The sequence below is a fragment of the Pseudomonas azerbaijanoccidentalis genome, from assembly GCF_019145495.1.
In the GTDB taxonomy this organism is placed as follows: Bacteria; Pseudomonadota; Gammaproteobacteria; order Pseudomonadales; family Pseudomonadaceae; genus Aquipseudomonas; species Aquipseudomonas azerbaijanoccidentalis.
In genome coordinates this window covers 417,999-441,069 of sequence record NZ_JAHSTU010000003.1, presented here as the reverse complement: position 1 = coordinate 441,069, position 23,071 = coordinate 417,999, and the positions used below count along the sequence as shown (strand labels likewise).

The 23,071-nt window shown below is 60.8% G+C and carries 15 protein-coding genes; 8 read left to right on the top strand and 7 right to left on the bottom strand.

The genetic code is table 11. The annotated features are described in order from the left end of the window. Positions 1–104: 104 nt before the first annotated feature. Complete coding sequence (dkgB, locus tag KVG88_RS12755; RefSeq protein WP_217871619.1) at positions 105–908, top strand: 2,5-didehydrogluconate reductase DkgB; 804 nt, start codon at positions 105–107, stop codon at positions 906–908. Here the strand turns inward: dkgB and KVG88_RS12750 are convergent. From KVG88_RS12750 to KVG88_RS12725, 6 genes are all read right to left on the bottom strand, one after another. Beyond that, positions 905–4,096 (bottom strand): transporter substrate-binding domain-containing protein, encoded by a 3,192-nt coding sequence (locus KVG88_RS12750; RefSeq protein WP_367616842.1) that lies wholly within the window; start codon positions 4,094–4,096, stop codon positions 905–907. The genes dkgB and KVG88_RS12750 overlap by 4 nt on opposite strands. 48 nt (positions 4,097–4,144) lie before the next feature. After that, entirely contained in the window at positions 4,145–4,771 is a 627-nt protein-coding gene (locus tag KVG88_RS12745; RefSeq protein WP_150703151.1) for a response regulator transcription factor, read from the bottom strand. A 108-nt stretch (positions 4,772–4,879) separates the two neighbouring features. Beyond that, the gene (locus KVG88_RS12740) at positions 4,880–5,293 is read right to left on the bottom strand and encodes a response regulator (RefSeq protein ID WP_150703150.1); all 414 of its coding nucleotides are present in this window, start codon (positions 5,291–5,293) and stop codon (positions 4,880–4,882) included. 129 nt (positions 5,294–5,422) lie between these two features. Further along, positions 5,423–8,125: a magnesium-translocating P-type ATPase gene (gene mgtA, locus KVG88_RS12735; RefSeq protein WP_217871617.1), complete on the bottom strand. Its 2,703-nt coding sequence runs from the start codon at positions 8,123–8,125 to the stop codon at positions 5,423–5,425. Positions 8,126–8,609: 484 nt separating this feature from the next. Next, a complete protein-coding gene (locus KVG88_RS12730; protein ID WP_217871616.1) occupies positions 8,610–9,947 on the bottom strand; it encodes a lysine N(6)-hydroxylase/L-ornithine N(5)-oxygenase family protein in 1,338 nt (445 codons plus the stop codon). 149 nt (positions 9,948–10,096) lie between these two features. Next, on the bottom strand, positions 10,097–10,609 hold the full coding sequence (locus KVG88_RS12725; RefSeq protein ID WP_150703147.1) for a sigma-70 family RNA polymerase sigma factor: 513 nt from the start codon (positions 10,607–10,609) through the stop codon (positions 10,097–10,099). 351 nt (positions 10,610–10,960) lie between these two features. Here KVG88_RS12725 and KVG88_RS12720 point away from each other — a divergent pair, with 351 nt between their 5' ends. The 3 genes from KVG88_RS12720 to KVG88_RS12710 are packed head-to-tail and all read left to right on the top strand — an operon-like array spanning position 10,961 to position 15,509. Further along, positions 10,961–12,133: an efflux RND transporter periplasmic adaptor subunit gene (locus tag KVG88_RS12720; protein ID WP_150703146.1), complete on the top strand. Its 1,173-nt coding sequence runs from the start codon at positions 10,961–10,963 to the stop codon at positions 12,131–12,133. Beyond that, positions 12,134–14,107 carry a MacB family efflux pump subunit gene (locus tag KVG88_RS12715; protein WP_217871615.1) on the top strand — a complete coding sequence of 658 codons (1,974 nt, stop codon included), beginning with the start codon at positions 12,134–12,136 and terminating at the stop codon, positions 14,105–14,107. A gap of 7 nt (positions 14,108–14,114) precedes the next feature. Continuing rightward, positions 14,115–15,509: an efflux transporter outer membrane subunit gene (locus KVG88_RS12710; protein ID WP_217871614.1), complete on the top strand. Its 1,395-nt coding sequence runs from the start codon at positions 14,115–14,117 to the stop codon at positions 15,507–15,509. 85 nt (positions 15,510–15,594) lie between these two features. Here KVG88_RS12710 and pvdP read toward each other — a convergent pair whose 3' ends face one another. Then, complete coding sequence (gene pvdP / locus KVG88_RS12705; protein WP_150703143.1) at positions 15,595–17,205, bottom strand: pyoverdine maturation tyrosinase PvdP; 1,611 nt, start codon at positions 17,203–17,205, stop codon at positions 15,595–15,597. 239 nt (positions 17,206–17,444) lie between these two features. Here pvdP and pvdM point away from each other — a divergent pair, with 239 nt between their 5' ends. The 4 genes from pvdM to KVG88_RS12685 all read left to right on the top strand — a co-directional run bounded on the left by pvdM (position 17,445) and on the right by KVG88_RS12685 (position 22,972). After that, the gene (pvdM, locus tag KVG88_RS12700; RefSeq protein ID WP_217871613.1) at positions 17,445–18,794 is read left to right on the top strand and encodes a pyoverdine-tailoring dipeptidase-like protein PvdM; all 1,350 of its coding nucleotides are present in this window, start codon (positions 17,445–17,447) and stop codon (positions 18,792–18,794) included. A gap of 29 nt (positions 18,795–18,823) precedes the next feature. Beyond that, complete coding sequence (gene pvdN / locus KVG88_RS12695; RefSeq protein WP_217871832.1) at positions 18,824–20,116, top strand: pyoverdine-tailoring periplasmic protein PvdN; 1,293 nt, start codon at positions 18,824–18,826, stop codon at positions 20,114–20,116. Positions 20,117–20,251: 135 nt separating this feature from the next. Further along, positions 20,252–21,115, top strand: coding sequence for a dihydropyoverdine dehydrogenase (pvdO, locus tag KVG88_RS12690; protein WP_217871612.1), 864 nt, complete (start codon positions 20,252–20,254; stop codon positions 21,113–21,115). A gap of 207 nt (positions 21,116–21,322) precedes the next feature. After that, entirely contained in the window at positions 21,323–22,972 is a 1,650-nt protein-coding gene (locus tag KVG88_RS12685; RefSeq protein ID WP_150703140.1) for a cyclic peptide export ABC transporter, read from the top strand. Positions 22,973–23,071: the final 99 nt, after the last annotated feature.

Here is a 23,071-nt window from a genome sequence, read left to right as displayed (position 1 = left end):
TTTTTGATTTACGGTAAACATTGCTTTGCCCATCCAGCGGTTTTTCCCACGAATGCAGGCGGGGATACTCCTGCCCATTCCCACTGCAACTTCTGGAGTCAAACATGTCTGTTCCCGCATTCGGCCTGGGTACTTTTCGCTTGCAAGGCCAGGTGGTCATCGACTCGGTCAGCACCGGCCTCGAACTGGGTTACCGCGCGATCGACACCGCGCAAATCTACGAGAACGAAGCCGAAGTCGGTGAAGCCATCGCCGCCAGCGGCATCTCCCGCCAGGACCTGTTCATCACCAGCAAGATCTGGGTCGCCAACTTCGCCAAGGATCGTCTGATCGACAGCCTCAAGGAAAGCCTGCAAAAACTGCAGACCGACTACCTGGACCTGACACTGATCCACTGGCCGTCGCCCGAAGACCAGGTGCCGGTCGAAGAATTCATGGGTGCCCTGCTCGAAGCCAAACGCCTGGGGCTGACCCGGCAGATCGGCGTCTCGAACTTCACCGTCGACCTGATGAAACAGGCCATCGTCGCCGTCGGCGCCGAGAACATCGCCACTAACCAGATCGAACTGCACCCGTACCTGCAAAACCGCAAAGTGGTCGAGTTCGCGCAGAGCCGGGGCATCCAGATCACCTCGTACATGACCCTGGCTTACGGCGAAGTGCTCAAAGACCCGGTCATTGCACAGATCGCCGAACGTCTTCAGGCAACGCCCGCGCAGGTCACCCTGGCTTGGGCCATGCAACTGGGGTATGCGGTGATTCCTTCGTCGACCAAATGCGCCAACCTCGAAAGCAACCTCAAGGCCTATGACTTGCAATTGAGTGATGCTGACATGGCGCTGATCGCCAGTCTGGATCGCGGCCAACGCCTGACCAGCCCCAAAGGCATCGCACCGAACTGGGATTAATCGCCGCTGCCCTCAAGGCTGTGGTCCAGGCGCAGCATGGCGTGTTGCAACTGATCGACGGCGGCGTCGATCAGTCTGGCGTCGCCCTCACCGCAGGCACGCTCCAGATGTTCACAACAGGCCACCAATGCCTGTGCACGGACCATTTGCGCGCCGCCCTTGATGCGGTGCGCCAGGTCTTGCAGGCCTGGATAGTTCTGGGCAGCGTGGGCCTGCAGCAGGCGCGCGCGATCTTCACGATTGGTCGCCACCACGTCGCGTAGCAGTTCGGCGATCAATTCGTCGTCCGAGCCGACATAGTTCGCCAACCCGCTCAAATCGATCTCGGCGTTCGGACCGCGCTCGCTGGCTTTGACCGGCCCATGCGAAAACCTTCCCAGCAACCAAGCGCGCAGGTCATCCAGTCGAATCGGTTTGAACAGGCAATCGTCCATACCCGCTTCGATACAACGGACCTTTTCCTCTGGCTGAGCATTGGCGGTGAACCCCAGAATCAAAGTCGGCGGCCCCCCCTGGAAGCGTTCTTCATCGCGGATCGCACCGGCCAATTCGTACCCACTGGTCACTGGCATGTTGCAATCGGTGATGACCAGATCCAGCTCGTGCTCGCGCCACAATTCGAAACCTTGTTGGCCATCCTGTGCTGTCAGCACCTGATGCCCCAGATAGCTCAACTGCCGCGAGAGCAACAAGCGATTGGCCGGATAATCATCGACCACCAGAATCAGCAGCGCCGGGACCGGTGGCTGTTGTTCCTGCGCCTGCGCAGGTGGTAATGGGTGCAACTCAGTCAATTCAAGGCTGATGTCCACCTGGGTGCCGCGCCCGAGAACGCTGTCGAGTTGCAATCGACCGCCCATCATTTCGCACAACGTACGGCTGATCACCAGCCCCAGACCGGAGCCCTGACGGCCCGACTGCTGGCTGTTGCCGGCCTGCACGAACGGGCTGAACAACCGCTGCTGGTCCAGCGCGCTGATGCCGATGCCGCTGTCTTCTATGCGCAGGCTGACCGCCAGGCGTTCGGGCGATGTCGGCAGCACTCGCAACCGCAGACTGACCTCGCCCTCTGCGGTGAACTTGATCGCATTGCTCAACAAATTGGACAGCACCTGCTTGAAACGCGTGGGGTCAATCAGCACGTCGCGGTCGCTGTGGTCGTCGAGTTCGACCCGCCAGCGCAGATTCTTTTGCTGCGCCAGGCCTTCAAACACCCGACACACCGAAACCACCAACTCTCGCAGATTGGCCCGTTCCGGTGTCAGCGACAAATGCCCGGACTCAATGCGCGCGATGTCCAGAATGTCGCCGATCAACCCCAGCAACTGTTGCCCGGCATTCGACGCCACTTCGATGGCCGCGCGGTCGGTGACGCCCTCGTCTGCCCGTTTCAGCGCCAGCTCCAGCATGCCGATCAAGGCATTCATGGGTGTGCGGATTTCATGGCTCATGGTCGCCAGAAACGTGGTCTTGGCCCGGTTTGCATCGTCGGCCGCTTCCTTGGCGTCCTGCAATTGCCGCAGCCACTGTTGACGCTGACGAATCTGCCGGCGCTGCCAGACGATCCAGGCCAGCGCGAGCAACAACAGGACCCCGGCCACAGCGAAGGTCTGAAGAATTTGCTGGCGATGGCGCAACCAGTAGCTCTGCTCAAGCATCAGGTCGTTGCGCCAATACTGGGTCATTTCGTCGATTTCTTCGGGGGCGATGCTCAGCAGGGTCTTGTCCAGAACCGAATGCAGCTCGGACGCGTCCCGGCCGGTCGCCAGCGTGCTGCGAGCAGGATCGACGCCAACGGTGCTGGTCACTCGCAGTCGACCTCGATACAGGCGCGAAATCATATAGCGAGCGCCGATCAGCGAGTTGATCCCGCCATCGGCTTTGCCTTGGGCAACCATTTCCATCGCGTCCGCCGTCAACGGCGCATTGACCAGCCGGATCTGCGGAAAATGCTGGCGGATAAACTCGCCGGTGCTGTTGCCCTGAGTGATGGCCAGGGTTTTGCCGGCCATGTCGTCGAGGGTGACGGGGCTGCCCGCTTCTACGCGAGTCACCAGTACATTCGGACTGGTCAGGAACGGGCGAGTGAATTGCAGCTCGGTTTCGCGCTCGATACTGGGGCTGATTCCCGCGACGAGGTCCACCTGATCGGTCCTGATCCACTCCAGCATTTCAGCGACAGATCGGGTCGGGCGAATATCGAACTTCAAACCGGTGCGCAGGCTGATTTTCTCCAGCACATCGGCACCTATACCGCGAAATCGACCCTCATTGTCAAAGAAGGAAATCGGCATCAGGTTTTCATTGATTGCCACCCTCAAACGCGGGTGTTGCTTGAGCCAACGCTGCTCGGCCACGCTGAACTGCAAAGGCTGATTGCCGGAAATAGAAGCCCCGCCAGCGCCCCAGCGGCGCAAGATGTTGATCTGTTCATTGGCGCTGATTGCCGACAAGGCCTGGTTGACGATGCGCAGTAACCGGCGATTGTCGCGGGCCATGGCAAACGCGAACCGGCCCGGTTCAATGGAGGACAAATCCGCCAGCTTGACGTTGTTCAGGTAGTTTTTGCTGATCAGGTAATGGGCGCTGATGGCATCGCCCAGGTAAACATCCGCTTGCCCGAACGCCACGGCCCCTACCGCCCCCAGTGTCGAAGGAAACAGCTCGACCTGCGCCTTGGGGTAGAACCGCTGCACGTACCCTTCAGGCAAATAGTGATACAGCATCGCCAGGCTTTTGCCGGTCAACGCCCGGTCCAACGTTTGCGGTGAGTCGGTGCGGGTGATCAATACCGGTTGATCGTCGGCATAGCTGCCGGACATTTGCAACTGTGGGTCCTGTGCTTCGAAGCGGTTGGCCGTACCCAGAATGTCAGCCCCGCCCTGCTTGAGAGCCAGCACCGCCTCGGCACGCGAGGCGTAGCGATGAACGTCAATCGGCACCTGCAACGACTGTCTGAGCAGGTCGGCATAGTCTGCGGTCAGACCTTCCAACGCATGCCCGGTCGTGGTGATGTCGAAGGGTGGATAGTCCGGTGCGGAAACCGCCAGCACCAAGCGACCCTTTTGCTGCAACCAGCGTGCATCGGCCTCCGACAGTTTGACCGCATAGCCCTCAACGCTGGAGCGTCCCAGCAACGTCAGTGTTTGCGGCTGCGCGCAGACACTTGATGCCCACAGCAAAAGCACCAGCCATAAGGTTTTTTTAAAGCTGCGCAACGGTTCGATGGCGTTCTCTCAGATCAGATGATTGCGCCGGGCAAGATCCCTCAGGTGCACCGACGACTCCACGTTGAGCTTCTCGGTCAAACGGGTTTTGTAGGTGCTGACGGTCTTGTGGCTCAAATGCATGACTTCGGCGATGGCCTTGTTGCTCATGCCCCTGGCCAGTTGCAAAAAAATAGTCAGTTCCCGGTCCGACAGGTTGTCGATCATCTGCTTCTCGCTGCGCTGCAAGGTGCTCATCGACACTGAGCTATTGGGAAGCCGCGAGAAGTAGGTGTAGCCCCCCATCACCGCGTGCACAGCCTTGTGCAGATGCTGAAGATCGTTGGTTTTGGCGACGTAGGCCGCGGCACCAGCGCGCATGCAGCGATCCTGATAGAACATCGGTTCCTGGGACGTGAAGACCACCACACGACACCTCACGTCAAGAGCCTGGATACGCGCCAGCACATCCAGCCCGTCCAGCGACGGTATGTTCAGGTCCAGGATCACCAGTTCCGGTTTGTGTTCACGGATCATCGGCAACACTTCATTACCGCTGGAGGCTTCGTGGATGCGCTTGTACCCCTCCAGCTTGAGTACGATCTTGACTGCGCCGCGAATCACCGGATGATCGTCCACAATCAGCACTGACTTCATGGCAACTCCTGGCAAAAACACGACAAACGGGCGCTGACAGCCCTCGGACAAAGCCCGAATCACACGCAACGGCTGCGCGTCGACTGTTGCATGGAACGCGGGGTGAAACTACCTGACAGAAATGACAGTACCGACAGACGGTCGCAGCGGATCAACCAGCGCCATCAGGCGCTGAATCAATGGCAGTTCAGGCAAAACGGCATGACTGACATGAACCATTTGCTGCGCGCAGCCTGTGATCACAGGCAGGTGCGCCCGCTGGCCGTCGTAGATCATCACTCGAGCGAGCTGGCGGTTATCGAGGCAAAAATCCAGCAGGTTGAGTTTCCCGTGACCCAACGCGGCATTGATGACCAATAGGTCGATCGGCTCGCTGCCGTACTCCACCAGGGACAGCAGCTCCTCCAGGTTTTGCACCGGTGCCACCCGGTAATAACCGAGCTGATTGAACCAGCGCTCGATTCTCAGCCGGCTGAAGTGTTGTTCGTCAGCAATCAGGATGCGTGTGGACTTTTTGGACAACGTGGCCCCCGGGTCAGATCAATGAGGTCGCAAGGCTACGGAAGACCCAACGACCTTTCTGTAGGACTTTTCCCAAATACTGAGGCGCTTGTTCGGTAGGAGCTGTCGCAGCTCCTGCACCTGGCAGCATTACTGCCAGCCAAACCGCCGGATGTAGAACCCCTTCACCGCCTGGGTCAGGCCCATGTACGCCAGCAGAATCACCGGCAGGAACACGAAGTACAGCGACGGCAGCGCCTGCAATTTGAAGTAGTGCGCCAGTGGCCCCATCGGCAGGAAAATCCCCACGGCCATGATGACTCCGGTCATGACCATCAGCGGCAACGCCGCGCGGCTTTGCAGGAACGGCACTTTCGGCGTGCGGATCATGTGCACGATCAGCGTCTGGGTCAGCAGCCCGACCACGAACCATCCGGACTGGAACAGGGTCTGATGGTCCGGGGTATTGGCGTCGAACACGTACCACATCAAGGCAAACGTAGTGATGTCGAAGATCGAGCTGATCGGCCCGAAAAACAGCATGAAGCGCCCGACATCCGCCGGCTGCCAGCGCTGTGGTTTCTGCAGCATGTCGGCATCGACGTGATCGAACGGGATGGCGATCTGCGAAATGTCGTAAAGCAGGTTCTGCACCAACAGGTGCATCGGCAGCATTGGCAGGAACGGAATGAACGCGCTGGCCACCAGCACCGAGAACACGTTGCCGAAGTTGGAGCTGGCAGTCATCTTGATGTACTTGAGCATGTTGGCGAAGGTCCGGCGCCCTTCCAGCACGCCCTCCTCCAGCACCATCAGGCTCTTTTCCAGAAGGATGATGTCAGCCGCTTCCTTGGCGATGTCCACCGCGCTGTCGACGGAAATGCCGATGTCGGCGGTGCGCAGGGCCGGGGCGTCGTTGATGCCGTCGCCCATGAAACCGACCACGTGGCCGTTACCCTTGAGCAACCGGACGATGCGTTCCTTGTGCGAAGGGGTGAGTTTGGCGAAAACGTTCGTTGTCTCGATCGCCACCGCCAGTTCGGCGTCGCTCATGCGCTCAATGTCATCGCCCATCAGCAGGCCTTGTTGCTCCAGCCCGACTTCGCGGCAGATTTTCGCAGTCACCAGCTCGTTGTCGCCGGTCAGCACTTTCACTGCCACGCCATGGGCAGCCAGCGCCTTGAGCGCCGGTGCGGTGCTTTCCTTTGGCGGATCAAGGAACGCCACGTAACCGATCAGCGTCAGCGCCTGTTCATCGGCCAGATTGTACGTGTCGCGGCCCTCGATCATCGGCCGTGCAGCCACGGCGACCACCCGCAGACCTTCGGCATTGAACGCCGCCGTGACCTGACGAATCCGCGCCAACAGTTCATCGCTCAACGCTTCATCCACCACGCCGTGACGTACACGGGTGCAGACCGCCAACACTTCTTCCACGGCGCCTTTGCAGATCAACAGATGCGGTTGATCGCGCTCGGCGACCACCACCGACATGCGCCGCCGGGTGAAGTCGAACGGGATCTCATCGACCTTGCGAAATGCCGTGCCGACCTTCAGCTGCCGGTGGATTTCCACATGCTCAAGCACCGCCACATCCAGCAGGTTTTTCAGGCCGGTCTGGTAGTAGCTGTTGAGGTAAGCCATTTCCAGCACGTCATCGCAATCGTTGCCCCAGACGTCGACGTTGCGCGCCAGGAAGATCTTGTCCTGGGTCAGGGTGCCGGTCTTGTCGGTGCACAGCACGTCCATGGCGCCGAAGTTCTGAATGGCGTCGAGGCGTTTGACGATGACCTTTTTGCGCGACAGGAACACCGCGCCCTTGGCCAGTGTCGAGGTGACGATCATCGGCAGCATTTCCGGGGTCAGGCCCACGGCAATCGACAGCGCGAACAGCAACGCTTCAGTCCAGTCACCCTTGGTGAAACCGTTGATGAACAGCACCAGCGGCGCCATGACGAACATGAAGCGAATCAACAGCCAGCTGACTTTGTTGACCCCGGTCTGGAACGACGTCGGAGCGCGGTCGGTCGCCCCGACGCGCTGGGCCAGTGCACCAAAATAAGTGCTGTTGCCGGTGGTGAGGATCACGGCCATGGCCGTTCCGGACACCACGTTGGTGCCCATGAACAGGATATTTTCCAGGTCCAGTGGGTTGAGCGTGGCGGTGTCCTGCTGGTGCGGGAATTTTTCCACCGGCATCGATTCGCCGGTCATCGCCGCCTGGCTGACGAACAGGTCCTTGGCACTGAGCACCCGGCAATCGGCCGGGATCATGTCACCGGCCGACAGCACGATCAGGTCGCCCGGCACCAGTTGCTTGATCGGTAATTCGCCGCGGGCCTCGTCGCGACGCAGCACCGTCGCGGTATTGCTGACCATCGCCTTGAGTGCATCGGCAGCCTGGTTGGATTTGCTTTCCTGCCAAAAACGCAGCAGCGTCGAGAGCACCACCATGGAAAAAATCACAGTGGCGGCTTTCATGTCTTCGGTCAGCCAGGAGATGACTGCCAGCAACGTCAGCAGCAGGTTGAACGGGTTCCTGTAGCAGTGCCACAAATGGGTCCACCAAGGCAGCGGCTGTTCGTGCTCGACCTCATTGAGACCGAACTGCACGCGCCGGGCCTGGGCCTCCAGTTCGCTCAAGCCGTCGGTGTGGCTGCCCAGGGAATTCAGCAACGGGCCGGCGTCACTGCCGGCGGCACTCACCAGGGTTTGCGCCAGGGTCGGCGGCACCTCACGGCTGACCGTGGTGTCGGTGAAGTTTTCCAGCAGCGCCAGGCGACGGAAGTGTCGGGCGATGTGGCGGGTACGCAGGAATCCGGCGAAGAATTCTTTGAGCAGGATCAGGTTCATGGCAGTTCCCCCAGGGTCAGCCGGGAAACCGTCGAGCAGGCGTGTCGGTGCGCCGCGATGCCGACAAAAAGTCGAACATCACGCACGGTTCAGCGTCGATGAGAAGGACGTCGGGATGCCGGCCGGGACTGGCCATGATCGGGATGCCGCTGCTCGCTTTTAACGGCGAGACAACGGCACAAAAAGTCTGCGCGTTATCGGGCCGAGGATGTGCCGGTTATCGAAACCGGCCGACTACTGTCACTCGAACTAGTACCCACTGTGGGTCTCCGCTATGGATTGAAAACGCGCGAAGCTTACGCCCCGGTTTTTGCAGAGTAAACGCTGCGGCGGGGAATGGCTGGGGAAATGCGGGGTTCTTCAGGAAGGGTTCAGGATTGATTGCAAAATCAAAAGATCGCAGCCTTCGGCAGCTCCTACAGGTGAATGTCATTCCACTGTAGGAGCTGCCGAAGGCTGCGATCTTTTGCGGTTCAACTTAAAGTCAGCTGGCAGTCGCCAACAACAAATCCACCACCGAACGGCTGTGCCCACGGTTCTTGCCATGGTCATACAGCGACCCGGCAATTTCATCGGCGCGGATCGGCAGGATCGACAGCAGCGTATCGCTCAGGCCATGGCTGGCCTGACAGAAGCCCTGCATGTAGATGCCGGCCTTGCAGCGCTCGTCGGTGATCAGCTTGTAATTGCGATCGACCTCGAAATCACCCAGGTACTGCTCCAGCGGAGCCAGCAGTTTGCGATGCATCTGGCGCTCGTAACCGGTGGCCAACACCACGGCATCGTAGTGGCGAACCGTGACTTCACCATTGGCGTTGTTGCGCACCGCCAGTTCTATGCCACGCTCGGTGGCGGTGGCTTTTTCGATCGTGGTCAGGGTGCGGAACGCGTGTCGGGCAATACCCGAGACTTTCTGCCGGTAGAAAATCCCGTAGATGCGCTCGATCAGGTCAATGTCCACCACCGAATAGTTGGTGTTGTGGTACTCGTTGACCAGTCGCTCACGCTCGCTGCTTTCCTGCTGGAACACCAGGTCGGTGAACTCCGGCGAGAACACTTCGTTGACGAACGGGCTGTCGTCCGCCGGTTTCAGCGCCGAGCCGCGCAGGATCATGTCGACCTGTACCGACGGGAAGCTGTCATTGAGATCGATGAAGGCTTCCGCCGCACTCTGCCCGCCGCCGATGATCGCAATGCTCATCGGTTGGTTGTTCACGCACGGCTGCTTGGCCATTTGCGCCAGGTACTGCGAATGGTGGAACACCCGACCGTCATCTTTCAGTGCCTTGAACGCCTCGGGAATACGCGGCGTACCGCCGGCGCTGACCACCACCGAACGCGCAGTACGCACGTGTTGATGGCCGCTCGCATCCCGGGAAATCACCCGCAGCGCTTCGACTTGCTGGTTATGCAGCACCGGCTCGATGGTCAGCACTTCTTCGCCATAGCGGCTCTGACGTCCGAACTGTGCGGCGACCCAGCGCAGGTAGTCGTTGTACTCCATGCGGCACGGATAGAAGGTGCCCAGGTTGATGAAATCCACCAGACGCCCGTGGGCCTTGAGGTAGTTAACAAACGAATAAGGGCTGGTCGGGTTGCGCAGGGTCACCAGGTCCTTGAGGAAGGAAATCTGCAACTCGCTCTGGGTCGACAGTGTGTTGCCGTGCCAGCTGTAGTTGGCCTGCTTGTCGAGAAACAGCACATCCAGCTCGCCCTGGATCGGCCCGCGCTCTTGCAGAGCGATGGCCAGCGCCAGGTTCGAAGGGCCAAAACCGACGCCGATCAGGTCGTGAACGATGGGCGATGCAATTGCCTGTGTCATTTCCAGTGTCCTCTGGATGAACCCCGCTGCTGTGGGGCAAGGAGAGCCTAAGTGACCTGACCGGCCCGGAGCAGGACAGTAGGTCGTCTGTTGAGTAGGAACGAGGACAGTGAAATAAAATTTAACAAGAAGGGATCAAAGGACGCCGATCAATGCGCATCCCATTGCAGCATGCGCACCCGGCAATGCTTCATCGCATTGACGATGTGCTTCTCGACCAGGGCTTTGGAAATGCCTAACTGTTCGGCGATTTCCGGGTGTGACAGGCCTTCGATCTTGCGCAACAGAAAACTCTCGCGGCACAGCCGAGGCAGTTCCGCCAACGCGCGCTGGAGCATGTCCAGGCGCTGACCGTGATCGAGGCTGCTGAGGGGCGACGGGCTGAAATAACGCTCTTCGTTGTCCAGCACGTCGAGTGATTCGACCTGGCGCAAGGCATTGCGCCGATGATCGTCGATCACCAGGTTCAGCGCCGTGCGATAAAGAAACGCCCGGGGCTGCTCGATCGGCGTGTCGCTGGAGCGCTCCAGGACCCGCAGATAAGCGTCATGCACCACATCTTCGGCAACCTGCCGGTTGCCGAGCTTGGCGTTCAGGAAACACACCAGCTCTCGATAGTAGTTTTCCAACATGACTCCGGCACGGGTGCGGTCTTGAACCAGCTAATCGAGCAAAAAACAGCCAATGGCAAGATAGTGGCAATTTGAGTTGCGTAATTTATAGTAATTCTCATATAGATTTAAAGTATTGCTTTCTATTGCCCGACAAATAGTCGTGGTCTAGCGCCTGTACGCCCCTGTAGGAGCTGCCGAAGGCTGCGATCTTTTGATTTTAAAGATCAAAAGATCGCAGCCTCGTTTCACTCGACAGCTCCTACAGGTCCTGCGGATCCACAGGTACTGGTGTTACGCCATGTGTCGCGGGCTAAATTCGCCGCTGCTGTCCTCGTCTACAAGGACAGCTCCATGTCCCTGCCGGCTCCACGGCAGTGTTCAACTGCTTTGGAACCCTGCATGAAACGTCCCCGTCACACCCGACGCGCCCTGCTTGTCGCACTCAGCCTGATCCCCGTTATCGCCGTCGCGGCCTGGCAAATCATCCCGCCGGGGCGTGATCAGTTTGCCACCGTGCAAGTCACCCGCGCCGACATCGAAAGCAGTGTCACGGCCTTGGGCACCCTGCAACCGCGGCGCTATGTCGACGTGGGCGCCCAGGCGTCCGGGCAGATCCACAAGATTCATGTGGAGGTCGGTGACGTGGTCAAGGAAGGTCAGTTGCTGGTGGAAATCGACCCGTCCACGCAACAGGCCAAACTCGACGCCGGACGTTTCTCCATCGAAAACCTCAAGGCGCAGCTCGAAGAGCAGCGGGCGTTGCATGAGCTGGCGCGGCAGAAATTCCAGCGCCAGCAAAATCTCAAGGCCGGCGGCGCCACCCGCGAAGAGGACGTGCAAACCGCCCAGGCGGAACTGCGCGCCACCCAGGCGCGGATCGACATGTTCCAGGCGCAGATTCGCCAGGCTCAGGCCAGCCTGCGCAGCGATCAGGCCGAACTTGGCTACACGCGAATTTACGCACCGATGGCCGGCACTGTGGTCGCACTTGATGCCCGCGAAGGCCAAACCCTCAACGCCCAGCAGCAGACTCCACTGATTCTGCGCATCGCCAAACTGTCGCCGATGACGGTCTGGGCCGAAGTCTCGGAAGCCGACATCGGCCACGTCAAACCCGGCATGACGGCGTGGTTCACCACCCTCAGCGGCGGCACCCGGCGCTGGAAAAGCACCGTGCGGCAGATTCTGCCGGTGCCGCCCAAGCCCCTCGATCAAACAAGCCAGGGCGGTGGCAGCCCCGCCAGCTCAAGCAAAAGCGGCAGCGCTCGCGTCGTGCTGTACACCGTGTTGCTCGATGTCGACAACGCCGACAACGCGCTGATGGCGGAAATGACCACCCAGGTATTTTTTGTCGCCGACCAGGCACAAAACGTACTGACTGCACCGATTGCCGCTCTGCAGGCCGGCACACAAGCCGATACCCAGATCGCGCAAGTGGTCGCCAAGAACGGCAGCATCGAACAACGCAACGTGCGCACCGGTATCAGCGATCGCCTGCGGGTGCAGATCCTCGACGGCTTGCAGGAAGGCGATCACCTGTTGATCGGCCCGGCCGACGGGAGCGGCGGTTGAATGCAAACGCCCCTGATCGAACTGCAGGACATCCGCAAAGCCTACGGCGGTGGCGACGCGCCTGAAGTTCACGTGTTGCGCGGGATCGACCTGTCGATCCATGCCGGGGAGTTCGTGGCGATCGTCGGCGCCTCCGGTTCCGGCAAGTCGACGCTGATGAACATCCTCGGCTGCCTCGACCGTCCAACCTCTGGCGAGTACCGCTTCGCCGGGGAAAACGTCGCGGCGCTGGACAGTGACGAACTGGCCTGGCTGCGCCGCGAAGCGTTCGGTTTCGTGTTCCAGGGTTACCACTTGATTCCCTCGGGCTCGGCCCAGGAAAACGTCGAGATGCCGGCGATCTATGCCGGCACCCCGGCCGCCGAGCGCCACGCCCGCGCCGCCGCCCTGCTCGACCGCCTCGGCCTGGCCTCGCGCACCGGCAACCGTCCGCACCAACTTTCCGGCGGCCAGCAACAACGGGTGTCCATCGCTCGCGCCTTGATGAACGGCGGCCACATCATCCTCGCCGACGAACCCACCGGCGCCCTCGACAGCCATAGCGGCAAAGAGGTCATGGCACTGCTTGACGAGCTGGCGAGCCAGGGCCACGTGGTCATCCTGATCACCCACGACCGCGAAGTCGCGGCGCGGGCCAAACGCATCATCGAAATCAGTGACGGCCTGATCATCAGCGACAGCGCCCGGGACAATCCGGCCGCGCAACACTCGGCCACCCCCGGGGCCTTGCAAGCCGTCGATTTACGCAAACGCCTGAGCGAAGGCGCCGAAGCCACCGGTGCCTGGAAAGGTGAACTGGTGGATGCCGTGCAAGCGGCGTGGCGGGTGATGTGGATCAACAAGTTCCGCACCGCGCTGACTTTGCTGGGGATCATCATCGGCGTGGCTTCGGTGGTGGTGATGCTGGCCGTGGGTGAAGGCAGCAAGCGCCAGGTCATGGCGCAGATGGGCGCGTTCGGTTCCAACATCATCTACCTCAGCGGCTCGGCGCCCAACCCGCGTACGCCGCTGGGCATCATCACCCTCGACGAGGTCAAGGCCGTGGCGAGTCTGCCGCAGGTGATGCGGATCATGCCGGTCAACGGCCAGGAAGCCGGGGTGCGCTTCGGCAACCTCGACCATTTGAGCTACGTCGGCGGCAACGACACCAACTTCCCGGCGATTTTCAATTGGCCCGTGGTCGAGGGCAGCTACTTCACCGAGGCCGATGAACAGAACGCGGCTGCGGTGGCGGTGATCGGCCACAAGGTCCGTACAAAACTGCTCAAGGACGTGGCCAACCCTATCGGCCAGTACATCCTGATCGAGAACGTGCCATTCCAGGTGGTCGGCGTGCTGGCGGAAAAAGGCGCCAGCTCCGGCGACTCCGACAGCGACGACCGCATTGCCATCCCCTACTCCGCCGCCAGCGTGCGCTTGTTCGGCACACACAACCCGGAGTACATCGCGATTGCCGCGGCGGATGCGCGCAAGGTCAAGGAGACCGAGCACGCCATCGAGCAACTGATGCTGCGTCTGCACAACGGCAAGAAAGATTTCGAACTGACCAACAACGCGGCGATGATCCAGGCCGAAGCGCGCACGCAAAATACCCTGTCGCTGATGCTCGGTTCGATCGCGGCGATCTCGTTGCTGGTGGGCGGTATCGGCGTGATGAATATCATGCTCATGACCGTGCGCGAGCGTACCCGCGAGATAGGGATTCGTATGGCCACCGGCGCCCGCCAGCGCGACATCCTGCGCCAGTTCCTCACCGAAGCGGTGATGCTCTCGGTGGTCGGCGGCCTGGCCGGGATAGCCCTGGCGCTGATCGTCGGCGGCGTGTTGATCCTCAGCGAAGTCGCTGTGGCGTTTTCCCTGATAGCGGTGCTGGGCGCCTTCGGCTGCGCCCTGGTCACCGGTGTTGTCTTCGGCTTCATGCCGGCTCGCAAAGCTGCCCGACTCGACCCGGTCACGGCCCTTACCAGTGAATAATCGATTGATGAAGCCGCCACTCAGCCTGTTGACCGTGTGCCTGTTGCTCAGCGCCTGCGGCAGCCCTGCCCAGCGCCCGGACAGCGGCATTGCGCCGCCCGCCGCCTGGCAATCGCCGCATACCGCCGGCGCCACTCGCGACAATCAGCAATGGTGGAACCGTTTCGGTAGCCCGCAACTTGGGCGCCTGATCGAACAGGCCCGGAACGGTAGCTACGACCTGGCTGCCGCCATCGCCCGAGTGCGGCAGGCACAGGCCGAAACGGTGGTCGCCGGGGGCTCGCAGTTGCCCGAGGTCAAGGCCGGGATCAACGCCAATCGGCAGAAGTTGCTACGCGGCAACGGGTACAGCCAGCTCGATGCCGACAGCAGCAACGACGCCGTGGATTACTTCGACGCCAACCTCACCGCCAGCTATGAAATCGATTTCTGGGGCGGCCAGCGCGCCACCCGCGACAGCGCACAATTTGCCCTGCGCGCCAGTGAGTTCGATCAGGCAACCGTTGAACTGACGCTGCTCAGCGGCGTGGCCAGCGGCTACGCGCAGACTTTGTCGTTGCAGGAGCAGAGCCGCATTGCCGAGTTGAACCTGGCCAACGCGCAGAATGTGCTGAAACTGGTGCAGACGCGTTTTGACGCGGGCTCGGCAACGGCGCTGGAACTGGCACAGCAGAAAAGCCTGGTGGCGGCGCAGCAACGGCAATTGCCACTGGTGCAACAACAGACCACGGACGCACAGATCAGCCTCGCCGCCCTGCTCGGTCGTCCGGTGCAGGAACTGTCTCTGGGCCAGGAGCGTTTTGATCAACTGTCATGGCCGGCCATCGATGCCGGTGTGCCCAGCCAGTTGCTCAGCCGCCGCCCGGACATCGCCCGCGCCGAAGCGCAACTGGCCGCGGCCCAGGCCGACGTCACCGTGGCCCGCGCCGCCATGTTGCCGACCGTCACCCTCAGCGCGGAAATCGGCTCCGGCGCCGACCGCGCGGGTGACATTCTGCGCAGCCCCTTCTACAACCTCACCGCCGGGTTGCTCGCGCCGGTGTTCAACAACGGCCGCCTCGGCGCTGAGCGCGACAAAGCCACCGCCCGCCAGGAAGAACTGCTGGAGACCTATCGCGGCGCGATCATCAACGGTTTCGCCGATGTCGAGAAAGCCCTCAACAGCATTCGCGGGCTGGACGAACAACGGCAGTGGCAAAGCGAAGAACTGAATCAGGCGCAAACCGCGTTCAACATTGCGCAAAGCCGTTACGAAGCGGGGGCTGAAGATTTGCTCACGGTGCTGGAAACCCAACGCACGCTGTATGCCGCGCAGGATTTGAATGTGCAACTGCGGTTGTCGCGGATGCAGGCGAGTATTGCGTTGTACAAGGCGCTTGGGGGTGGGTGGCAAACGCTCTGAAGATCAAAAGATCGCAGCCTTCGGCAGCTCCTACGGATGCAGGCATTCCCCTGTAGGAGCTGCCGAATGCTGCGATCTTTCGCTTTTAAGCCTTAGCCTTCAAATGCCGCGCATACCACGGCCGTTGCGGCACCTTGCGGAACAGGTCCGCGAGTTTCTTTTCGTCCTCGCCAAAGGTAATCCGCAAGGCCAGCTTCATGGTCTCCGGGTCCATCTCCACCGACTTGCCGACCTGCAATCCCGGCGTGGTGCTGCACCCATGGGTGCTCGGGCCAAGCCACGGATCAGCGATCTCGACCCAGCGCCCCGGGGCAAACCACGGCACGCCATTGACCTCAACCCGACTGACCTCACCCGGATGAAAACGCTCATGGGCGCGGAACCAGTCTTCCAGACGATCATCGATCCAGCCGTGAAAATGCCAGAACACCGGGTTCACGTGGGAGGAAAACGGGTCACCGAGGAAGTCGTTTTCCGGCGCATACCACCGCGCAGAAAAGTCCGCCGGATCGCGGGCGAACGGCACCGGCTGACCGTTGGATGGATCGCGTGGCACCGAAGCCCAGCGCATGTGCAGCCAGTCGTGCAGGCCCAGCTCCACCTCCGAGCCAAACTGTCCCAGCGTCAGCTTCGACAGGTAACGCGGATCGCGGTACTGCGACTCCCAGACCTGGAAATTGCTGTGATAGGTCTCGGCGGTCTTGATGTCGCTGACCCATTGCGAATACTCGTCATCGTCTTCGGCCAGCCAGGTCGGCGGCAGCGCGGTACCGTCGTGGTTGTCGAAATAGTTGGCGAAGCCGATGCGGTCCCTGGCCAGTTCCGGTTGCGGCAACGGGAATTGCGTCCACGACGGCAAGTCCTGCATTGACCGCGCCGTGCCGAGCATGTGCCGGTGCATGAAGAAAAAGTCCACGCCCGAGCCATTGCGATCCTTGCGCTTGCCACGGGCGTCGCGCTCCTGGTCCCTGGGGCCAGGCTGCCAGCCGATACCGCGCAAGGCATTGCGCTTGTCTTCGGGCAAGGTGTGCCACTTGTCCCGGGAGGCATGCCAGAGCTGGTGAAACAGGCGATGCTCCTGGGACGTCAGCCACCCCAACAGCGGCGGATTCAGGCCGGTGCGCTCGCGGGCTTCGGGGAAGACTTTCTTCACGGCGACGAAGCGGTTGTCCTGCGCCGTAAGCATCAAGGGCCGATCCAGATCCAGCACGCGCCCACTGAGTGAACCGCTGCCGGCATTGCCGAACCCGGCCCAGACTTCGTCCAGCGCCATGCTGAATTCGTAGTCACAGCTGCCATTGGCGCTCAACAATCGCCAACTCAACTGCGCCGGTTTGACCCCAGCCAGATCGCCGAGCACCCGGTAACGCGGCAGTTCTTTGGAGCGCAGCCGTTCAGGCGTGTCAAGAAAACCGATCAGGCCACGGCCCTTGTGGCCGATGTCGAGAAACACTTCCAGTCCGTCCCGCGGCAAGCCTTCAAGCCCCGCATCACGGCCTTCAAAACGGATCTGCCAGACGCCGCGCAATGTGTCGGCCAAACGCTGGCCGGTCACATCCGCCACATCGAATGAAGCCTCACCCGGCGTGATCGTCGGATCCGGTTTCGTCCATTCGCGATGCCCATAAAAAGCCGCAGGCACGGCCGCGCCGGTCAGCGCCAGGCCCGCCATGAACCATCGTCGAGAAATCGTCATTGCCCTACCTGTGTCAGCCATGAAGCAGGCTTTATCCAAGCTAGAACGTTTGTTGCCCCTATAAATTTATGGCGCCCCGAAAAGATCGCAGCCTTCGGCAGCGCCTACAGGGGTACGCCGATCCAAATGTAGGAGCTGCCGAAGGCTGCGATCTTTTTGGGACAGCCTAAATTCCAATGCCGCCTACTCGTTCCTCCCAGATAGCAAAGCCCCCCGCGGCGAACCTGACTGAGACGGCAATGACAAAACCACGTTCGAAAAAGGCTCTTTTCATCGGCCTGCCGCTGGCCCTGGCAATCAGCGCAGGCGCCGGCTTCGCAGCCTGGGATTACTGGTTCAAGGACAACCTCGGCTACCCGGTCAAGGTGATGAAACAGGCCGACGAACTGCATGAACGTCTGCTCTCGTTCGACAGCCACATCACCGTGCCGATGGATTTCGGTACCGCCGGCAATGAAGCCGACAAAGACGGCAGCGGCCAGTTCGATCTGGTGAAAACCGGACGCGGACGCCTGTCCGGCGCGGCGCTGACCATCTTCGGCTGGCCGGAAATCTGGAATGGCCCCAACGCGCCGCATCGCCCCACCGCCGGCTTCATCGAAGAAGCACGTTTCGAGCAGGAAACCCGCTACAAGATCATCACCACGCTGGTGCGCGACTTCCCCAATCAGGTGGCCATCGCCTACACCCCCGACGATTTCCGCCGCCTGCATGGCGAAGGCAAGTTTGCGATCTTCATGAGCATGCTCAACGCCTACCCGCTGGGCAACGACCTCACCGCCCTGGACAAATGGGCGGCGCGCGGCATGCGCATGTTCGGTTTCAGCTACGTGGGCAACAACACCTGGGCCGACTCGTCGCGACCGCTGCCGTTTTTCAATGACTCGCGCGACGCCCTTGGCGGTCTGTCGGACATCGGCAAACAAGCCGTGCACCGCCTCAATGATTTGGGCGTGATCATCGACGTGTCGCAGATGTCGACCAAGGCCCTGGAACAAGTCGCGCGCTTGAGCCGCACACCGATGGTCGCCTCGCACTCGGCGCCGCGCGGGCTGGTGGACATTCCGCGCAACCTCAGCGACCACGAAATGCAGCTGATCAAGGACAGTGGCGGCGTGGTGCAGATTGTCGGCTTCCCGACCTACATCCGCCCACTGAGCCAGGCCACCCAGGACAAACTCAACGCCCTGCGTGCGCGCTTCGATCTGCAACCCTTGCAAGGTCTTGAGATGGCGCTGATGCCGGGCGACCCGGTCATCACCGTGTGGTCCGAGCAACGTTTCGGCGAATACGCCAGCCAGCTCTACGCGATCGTCGACGAAGAACCCAAGGCCACCCTCAAGGATTACGGCGACGCGATTGACTACGCGGTGAAGAAAATCGGCATCGATCACGTCGGCATCAGTTCCGACTTCAACGATGGCGGTGGCCTCGACGGCTGGAAGGATGTCAGTGAGGCACGCAACGTCACCGCCGAACTGATCAGCCGCGGGTACAGCGAGGCCGACATCGCCAAGCTCTGGGGTGGCAATTTCCTGCGGGTCTGGGATCAGGTGGAAAAGTCCTCCCGACCGGTCGCCAAAAACTGATGCCCCTTTTGCCAAGCGAAGCCGAAGCCATGACCAACCGTCGTTCATTCCTCAAGCAGGCCGGTATTCTTGCCGCCGGCCTGCCGCTGACTGCCGGCGTGAATCTGCCGGCACTGGCCGGCAATCTGCAACAGCCGCCGCAACCGCTGCCCAAGGGCAAATGGGCGCAGCTGCGCCAGCTGTTCAATCAGGACCCGGACTACCTGCACTTCGCCAACTTCCTCGTGACTTCGCACCCGACCTCTGTGCGCAACGCCATCGACATGCACCGCGCCAACATCGACCGCAACCCTGGCCGGGCGATGGACTGGGACCTGCAGGAAACCGAGAAACGCGAGCACAACGTGCGGGTCTGGGCCGGTCGTTACCTCAACGCCAAGCCTGAGCAGATCGCCCTCACCGGCAGCACCACCGAAGGCCTGGCGATGATCTACGGCGGCATTCATGTGCGCCCGGATCAGGAAATACTGGTCAGCGAACACGAGCATTATTCGACCAATTACACCCTGGAATTCCGTCAGCAACGCCAGGGCACGAAGGTGCGCAAACTCAAGTTGTTCGAGAACAGCCACGACATTTCCGTCGACGAAGTGCTGGACTCGATCAGCAAAGGCATCCGCCCGGAAACCCGCGTGCTGGGCATGACCTGGGTGCAATCGGGCAGCGGTGTGAAGTTGCCGATTGGTGAAATCGGCAAATTGGTCGACGAGCTGAACCGTCAGCGCGACGAGAAGGACCGCATTCTGTATGTGGTCGACGGCGTACATGGTTTTGGCGTCGAGAACCTCGACTTCCCCGACATGCACTGCGATTTCTTCATTGCCGGCACTCACAAATGGATGTTCGGTCCTCGTGGTACCGGGATCATTTGCGCCCGTTCCACCGAGGTCAAGGACGTCACGCCGATCATTCCGACCTTCAGCGAATCCACCGACTTCGCGACCATCATGACCCCCGGCGGCTATCACAGTTTCGAACACCGCTGGGCGGCCGACGAGGCATTCAAGCTGCACCTGGATTTGGGCAAGGCCGAGGTTCAGACACGCATCCATGAGCTCAACACCTACGCCAAGAACCGATTACTGGAACAGCCGCGGATCGAACTGGTCACGCCGCAAAGTCCACAGCTGTCCGCCGGTTTCACCTTCTTCCGGATAAAGGATATGGACTGCGAAAAAATCGCCAGCGGATTGATGCAGAACCGCGTGGTCTGTGACTCGGTGGACCGCGACGTCGGCCCGGTCATCCGCATCGCCCCCGGCCTGCTCAACAGCGAAAACGAAATCGACCGGTTCATGGCCTTGCTCAACAAAACCGCCTGACACGCTCCCCCCCTGTAGGAGCTGCCGCAGGCTGCGATCTTTTGATCTTGCTTGTAAAAATCAAAATCAAAAGATCGCAGCCGGCGGCAGCTCCTACAGTGAACACCCCGTTTTTTTCTTCGATCGAGATGAGTCATGAACCGAAATCTGCTGACCGCTGGACTGGCTGCCACACTCGCCTTCCTGCTGCCGTCTGCCGCGCAGGCCGCCACTGCCCCGCCAGCGGGCAAAGTATTCAAGGACTGCAAAAACTGCCCGGAAATGGTGGTTCTGCCCGCCGGTACATTCACCATGGGCACCCCGGAGGACGAAGTCGGTCGCGAGCCCGATGAAGGGCCGATGCATGACGTGACCTTCGCCAAACCGTTCGCCATGAGCCGTTTCCAGATCACCGCCGGTGAGTGGGACAGCTACGTGAAAGAGAGCGGTGTGATCATCGCCAATGGCGATACCCGCCCCGGTCGCGAGTGCATCGCCAGCAAGCCGCGTTATCCACAGAGCCCACGCCAACCGGCGGTGTGCATGAACTTCGATGACGTTAAAAACTACGTCGCCTGGCTGTCGAAAAAGACCGGGCAGAAGTACAGCATGGTCAGCGAAGCCCAGCGCGAATACGCGGCGCGCGGCGGCACCAAAGACCCGTTCCCCTTCCCGTTCGATGAGGGCAAGGAATACAGCATCGCCAAACACGCCAACACCTACGGCCCGGCCGACGGCTACAGCTACAGCTCGCCGGTGGGCAGCTACCCGCCCAACGCCTTTGGCATGTACGACATGCACGGCAACGTCTACGAATGGGTAGAAGACTGCGAACACCCAAACTACGTCGGCGCCCCTGCCGATGGCAGCGCCTGGCTGGAACCCAACTGCGAAGCGGTGCGCATACGTGGCAACGACTGGGGCGAAGCACCGGTGTTCTCCCGCTCCGGCAACCGCAACAGCCAGTACCCGCAAGAACGTGGGGACTGGATGGGCTTTCGTGTAGTGCGCCAGTTCTAACCCTAAACACCTCCCCTTGTAGGAGCTGCCGAAGGCTGCGATCTTTTGACTTTGATGTTTACAACCAGGATCAAAAGATCGCAGCCTTCGGCAGCTCCTACAGGGTTTTGTGTGCCAACTCCGCCGTCAATCGGCACCGCTCTAAATTAACCCCTCGACCAGACGTTCTACTGGGTATCTGCCTTCCGACCCAAGGAACTGTCTTCCATGACCCAGCCCACACGCGGCGCCATCGGTGAATTGTTCGCCCTGCTCAAACCCTTTCGACTGATCGTCGCCGCGTCCATTTTCCTGGGCATGGTTGGCGGCCTGAGCGTCACGGTGCTGCTGGCGACCATCAACAACGCCTTGCATTCGGACAGCGGCCTGACCCAAGGCGTGGTCGCGCTGTTCGCCGGCCTGTGCCTGCTGGCGCTGGCCAGTTCGATCTGCTCCGACATCGGCACCAACTACGTCGGCCAGCACATCATCGCCAAGTTGCGTAAACAGTTAGGGGAAAAAGTGCTGTCGGCGCCAATCGAGCAAATCGAGCGCTACCGCAGCCACCGCCTGATCCCGGTGCTGACCCACGACGTCGACACCATCAGCGACTTCGCCTTCGCCTTCGCGCCGCTGGCGATCTCCGTCACCGTGACGTTGGGTTGCATGGGCTACCTGGCGATCCTGTCGTGGCCGATGTTCCTGATCATGGTCGCCGCGATCCTGATCGGCACCGCGATCCAGGCCTACGCCCAAAGCAAAGGCGTACAGGGCTTCATGGCCGCCCGTGACGCCGAAGACGAACTGCAAAAGCACTACAACGCGATTGCCGAAGGCGCCAAGGAATTGCGCATTCACCGCCCACGTCGCCAACGTATGTTCAACTCGGGCATCAAGGGCACCGCTGAATTCATCTGCAATACCCAAGTGCGTTCGATCAACACCTTCGTCATCGCCAAGACCTTCGGCTCGATGCTGTTCTTCGTGGTCATCGGCCTGGCACTGGCCCTGCAAACTTTCTGGCCGAGCGCCGACAAAACCGTGATGAGTGGTTTCGTACTGGTGCTGCTGTACATGAAAGGTCCGCTGGAACACTTGATCAGCACGCTGCCGATCGTCAGCCGCGCGCAGATTGCCTTCCGCCGCATCGCCGAACTGTCCGAACAATTTTCCACCCCCGAACCGCACCTGCTGCTCAGCGATCAAGGCGACGTCAAACCCGCCGTGCACGAGCTGCAACTGGCGGACGTGCGCTACGCGTTCCCGTCGGTGGACGGTGCCGCGCCCTTCCAGTTGGGGCCGGTCAACCTGACGATCAAACAGGGCGATATCACGTTCATCGTCGGTGAAAACGGCTGTGGCAAGACCACCCTGATCAAATTGCTGCTGGGCCTGTACACCCCGCAACAGGGTCAGATTCGCGTTAATGGCGAGGCGATTGACGCGCAGAACCGCGACGACTATCGCCAGTTGTTCACCACCATTTTCGCCGATTACTACCTGTTCGACGACGTGGTCCAGGGCGATACGCACATCCCCGAAGACGCCAACAAATACCTGCAACGCCTGGAAATCGCGCACAAGGTCAGCGTCAAGGACGGCAACTTCACCACCACCGACCTGTCCACCGGCCAGCGCAAGCGCCTGGCATTGGTCAATGCCTGGCTGGAAGAGCGCCCGGTGCTGGTGTTCGACGAATGGGCCGCTGACCAGGACCCGACCTTCCGCCGGATTTTCTACACCGAGCTGCTGCCGGACCTCAAACGCCTGGGCAAGACCATCATCGTGATCTCCCACGACGACCGCTATTTCGATGTCGCCGATCAGCTAGTGCGCATGGAAAGCGGTCGGGTCATCACCGAGCTGACGCCCGCCTGATCACCCTTTCGAGACCTTGCGCAGAACCTGTGGGAGCGGGCTTGCCCGCGATGGGGCCATCACTTTCAACATGGATGTCGATCGACCCACCGCTATCGC

Bases quoted from the DNA above. Each gene is read 5' to 3' on its own strand.
- dkgB (WP_217871619.1), top strand. From the start codon at position 105: ATGTCTGTTCCCGCATTCGGCCTGGGTACTTTTCGCTTGCAAGGCCAG.
- KVG88_RS12745 (WP_150703151.1), bottom strand. From the start codon at position 4,771: ATGAAGTCAGTGCTGATTGTGGACGATCATCCGGTGATTCGCGGCGCA.
- mgtA (WP_217871617.1), bottom strand. From the start codon at position 8,125: ATGAACCTGATCCTGCTCAAAGAATTCTTCGCCGGATTCCTGCGTACC.
- KVG88_RS12730 (WP_217871616.1), bottom strand. From the start codon at position 9,947: ATGACACAGGCAATTGCATCGCCCATCGTTCACGACCTGATCGGCGTC.
- KVG88_RS12720 (WP_150703146.1), top strand. From the start codon at position 10,961: ATGAAACGTCCCCGTCACACCCGACGCGCCCTGCTTGTCGCACTCAGC.
- KVG88_RS12715 (WP_217871615.1), top strand. From the start codon at position 12,134: ATGCAAACGCCCCTGATCGAACTGCAGGACATCCGCAAAGCCTACGGC.
- KVG88_RS12710 (WP_217871614.1), top strand. From the start codon at position 14,115: ATGAAGCCGCCACTCAGCCTGTTGACCGTGTGCCTGTTGCTCAGCGCC.
- pvdP (WP_150703143.1), bottom strand. From the start codon at position 17,205: ATGACGATTTCTCGACGATGGTTCATGGCGGGCCTGGCGCTGACCGGC.
- pvdM (WP_217871613.1), top strand. From the start codon at position 17,445: ATGACAAAACCACGTTCGAAAAAGGCTCTTTTCATCGGCCTGCCGCTG.
- pvdN (WP_217871832.1), top strand. From the start codon at position 18,824: ATGACCAACCGTCGTTCATTCCTCAAGCAGGCCGGTATTCTTGCCGCC.
- pvdO (WP_217871612.1), top strand. From the start codon at position 20,252: ATGAACCGAAATCTGCTGACCGCTGGACTGGCTGCCACACTCGCCTTC.
- KVG88_RS12685 (WP_150703140.1), top strand. From the start codon at position 21,323: ATGACCCAGCCCACACGCGGCGCCATCGGTGAATTGTTCGCCCTGCTC.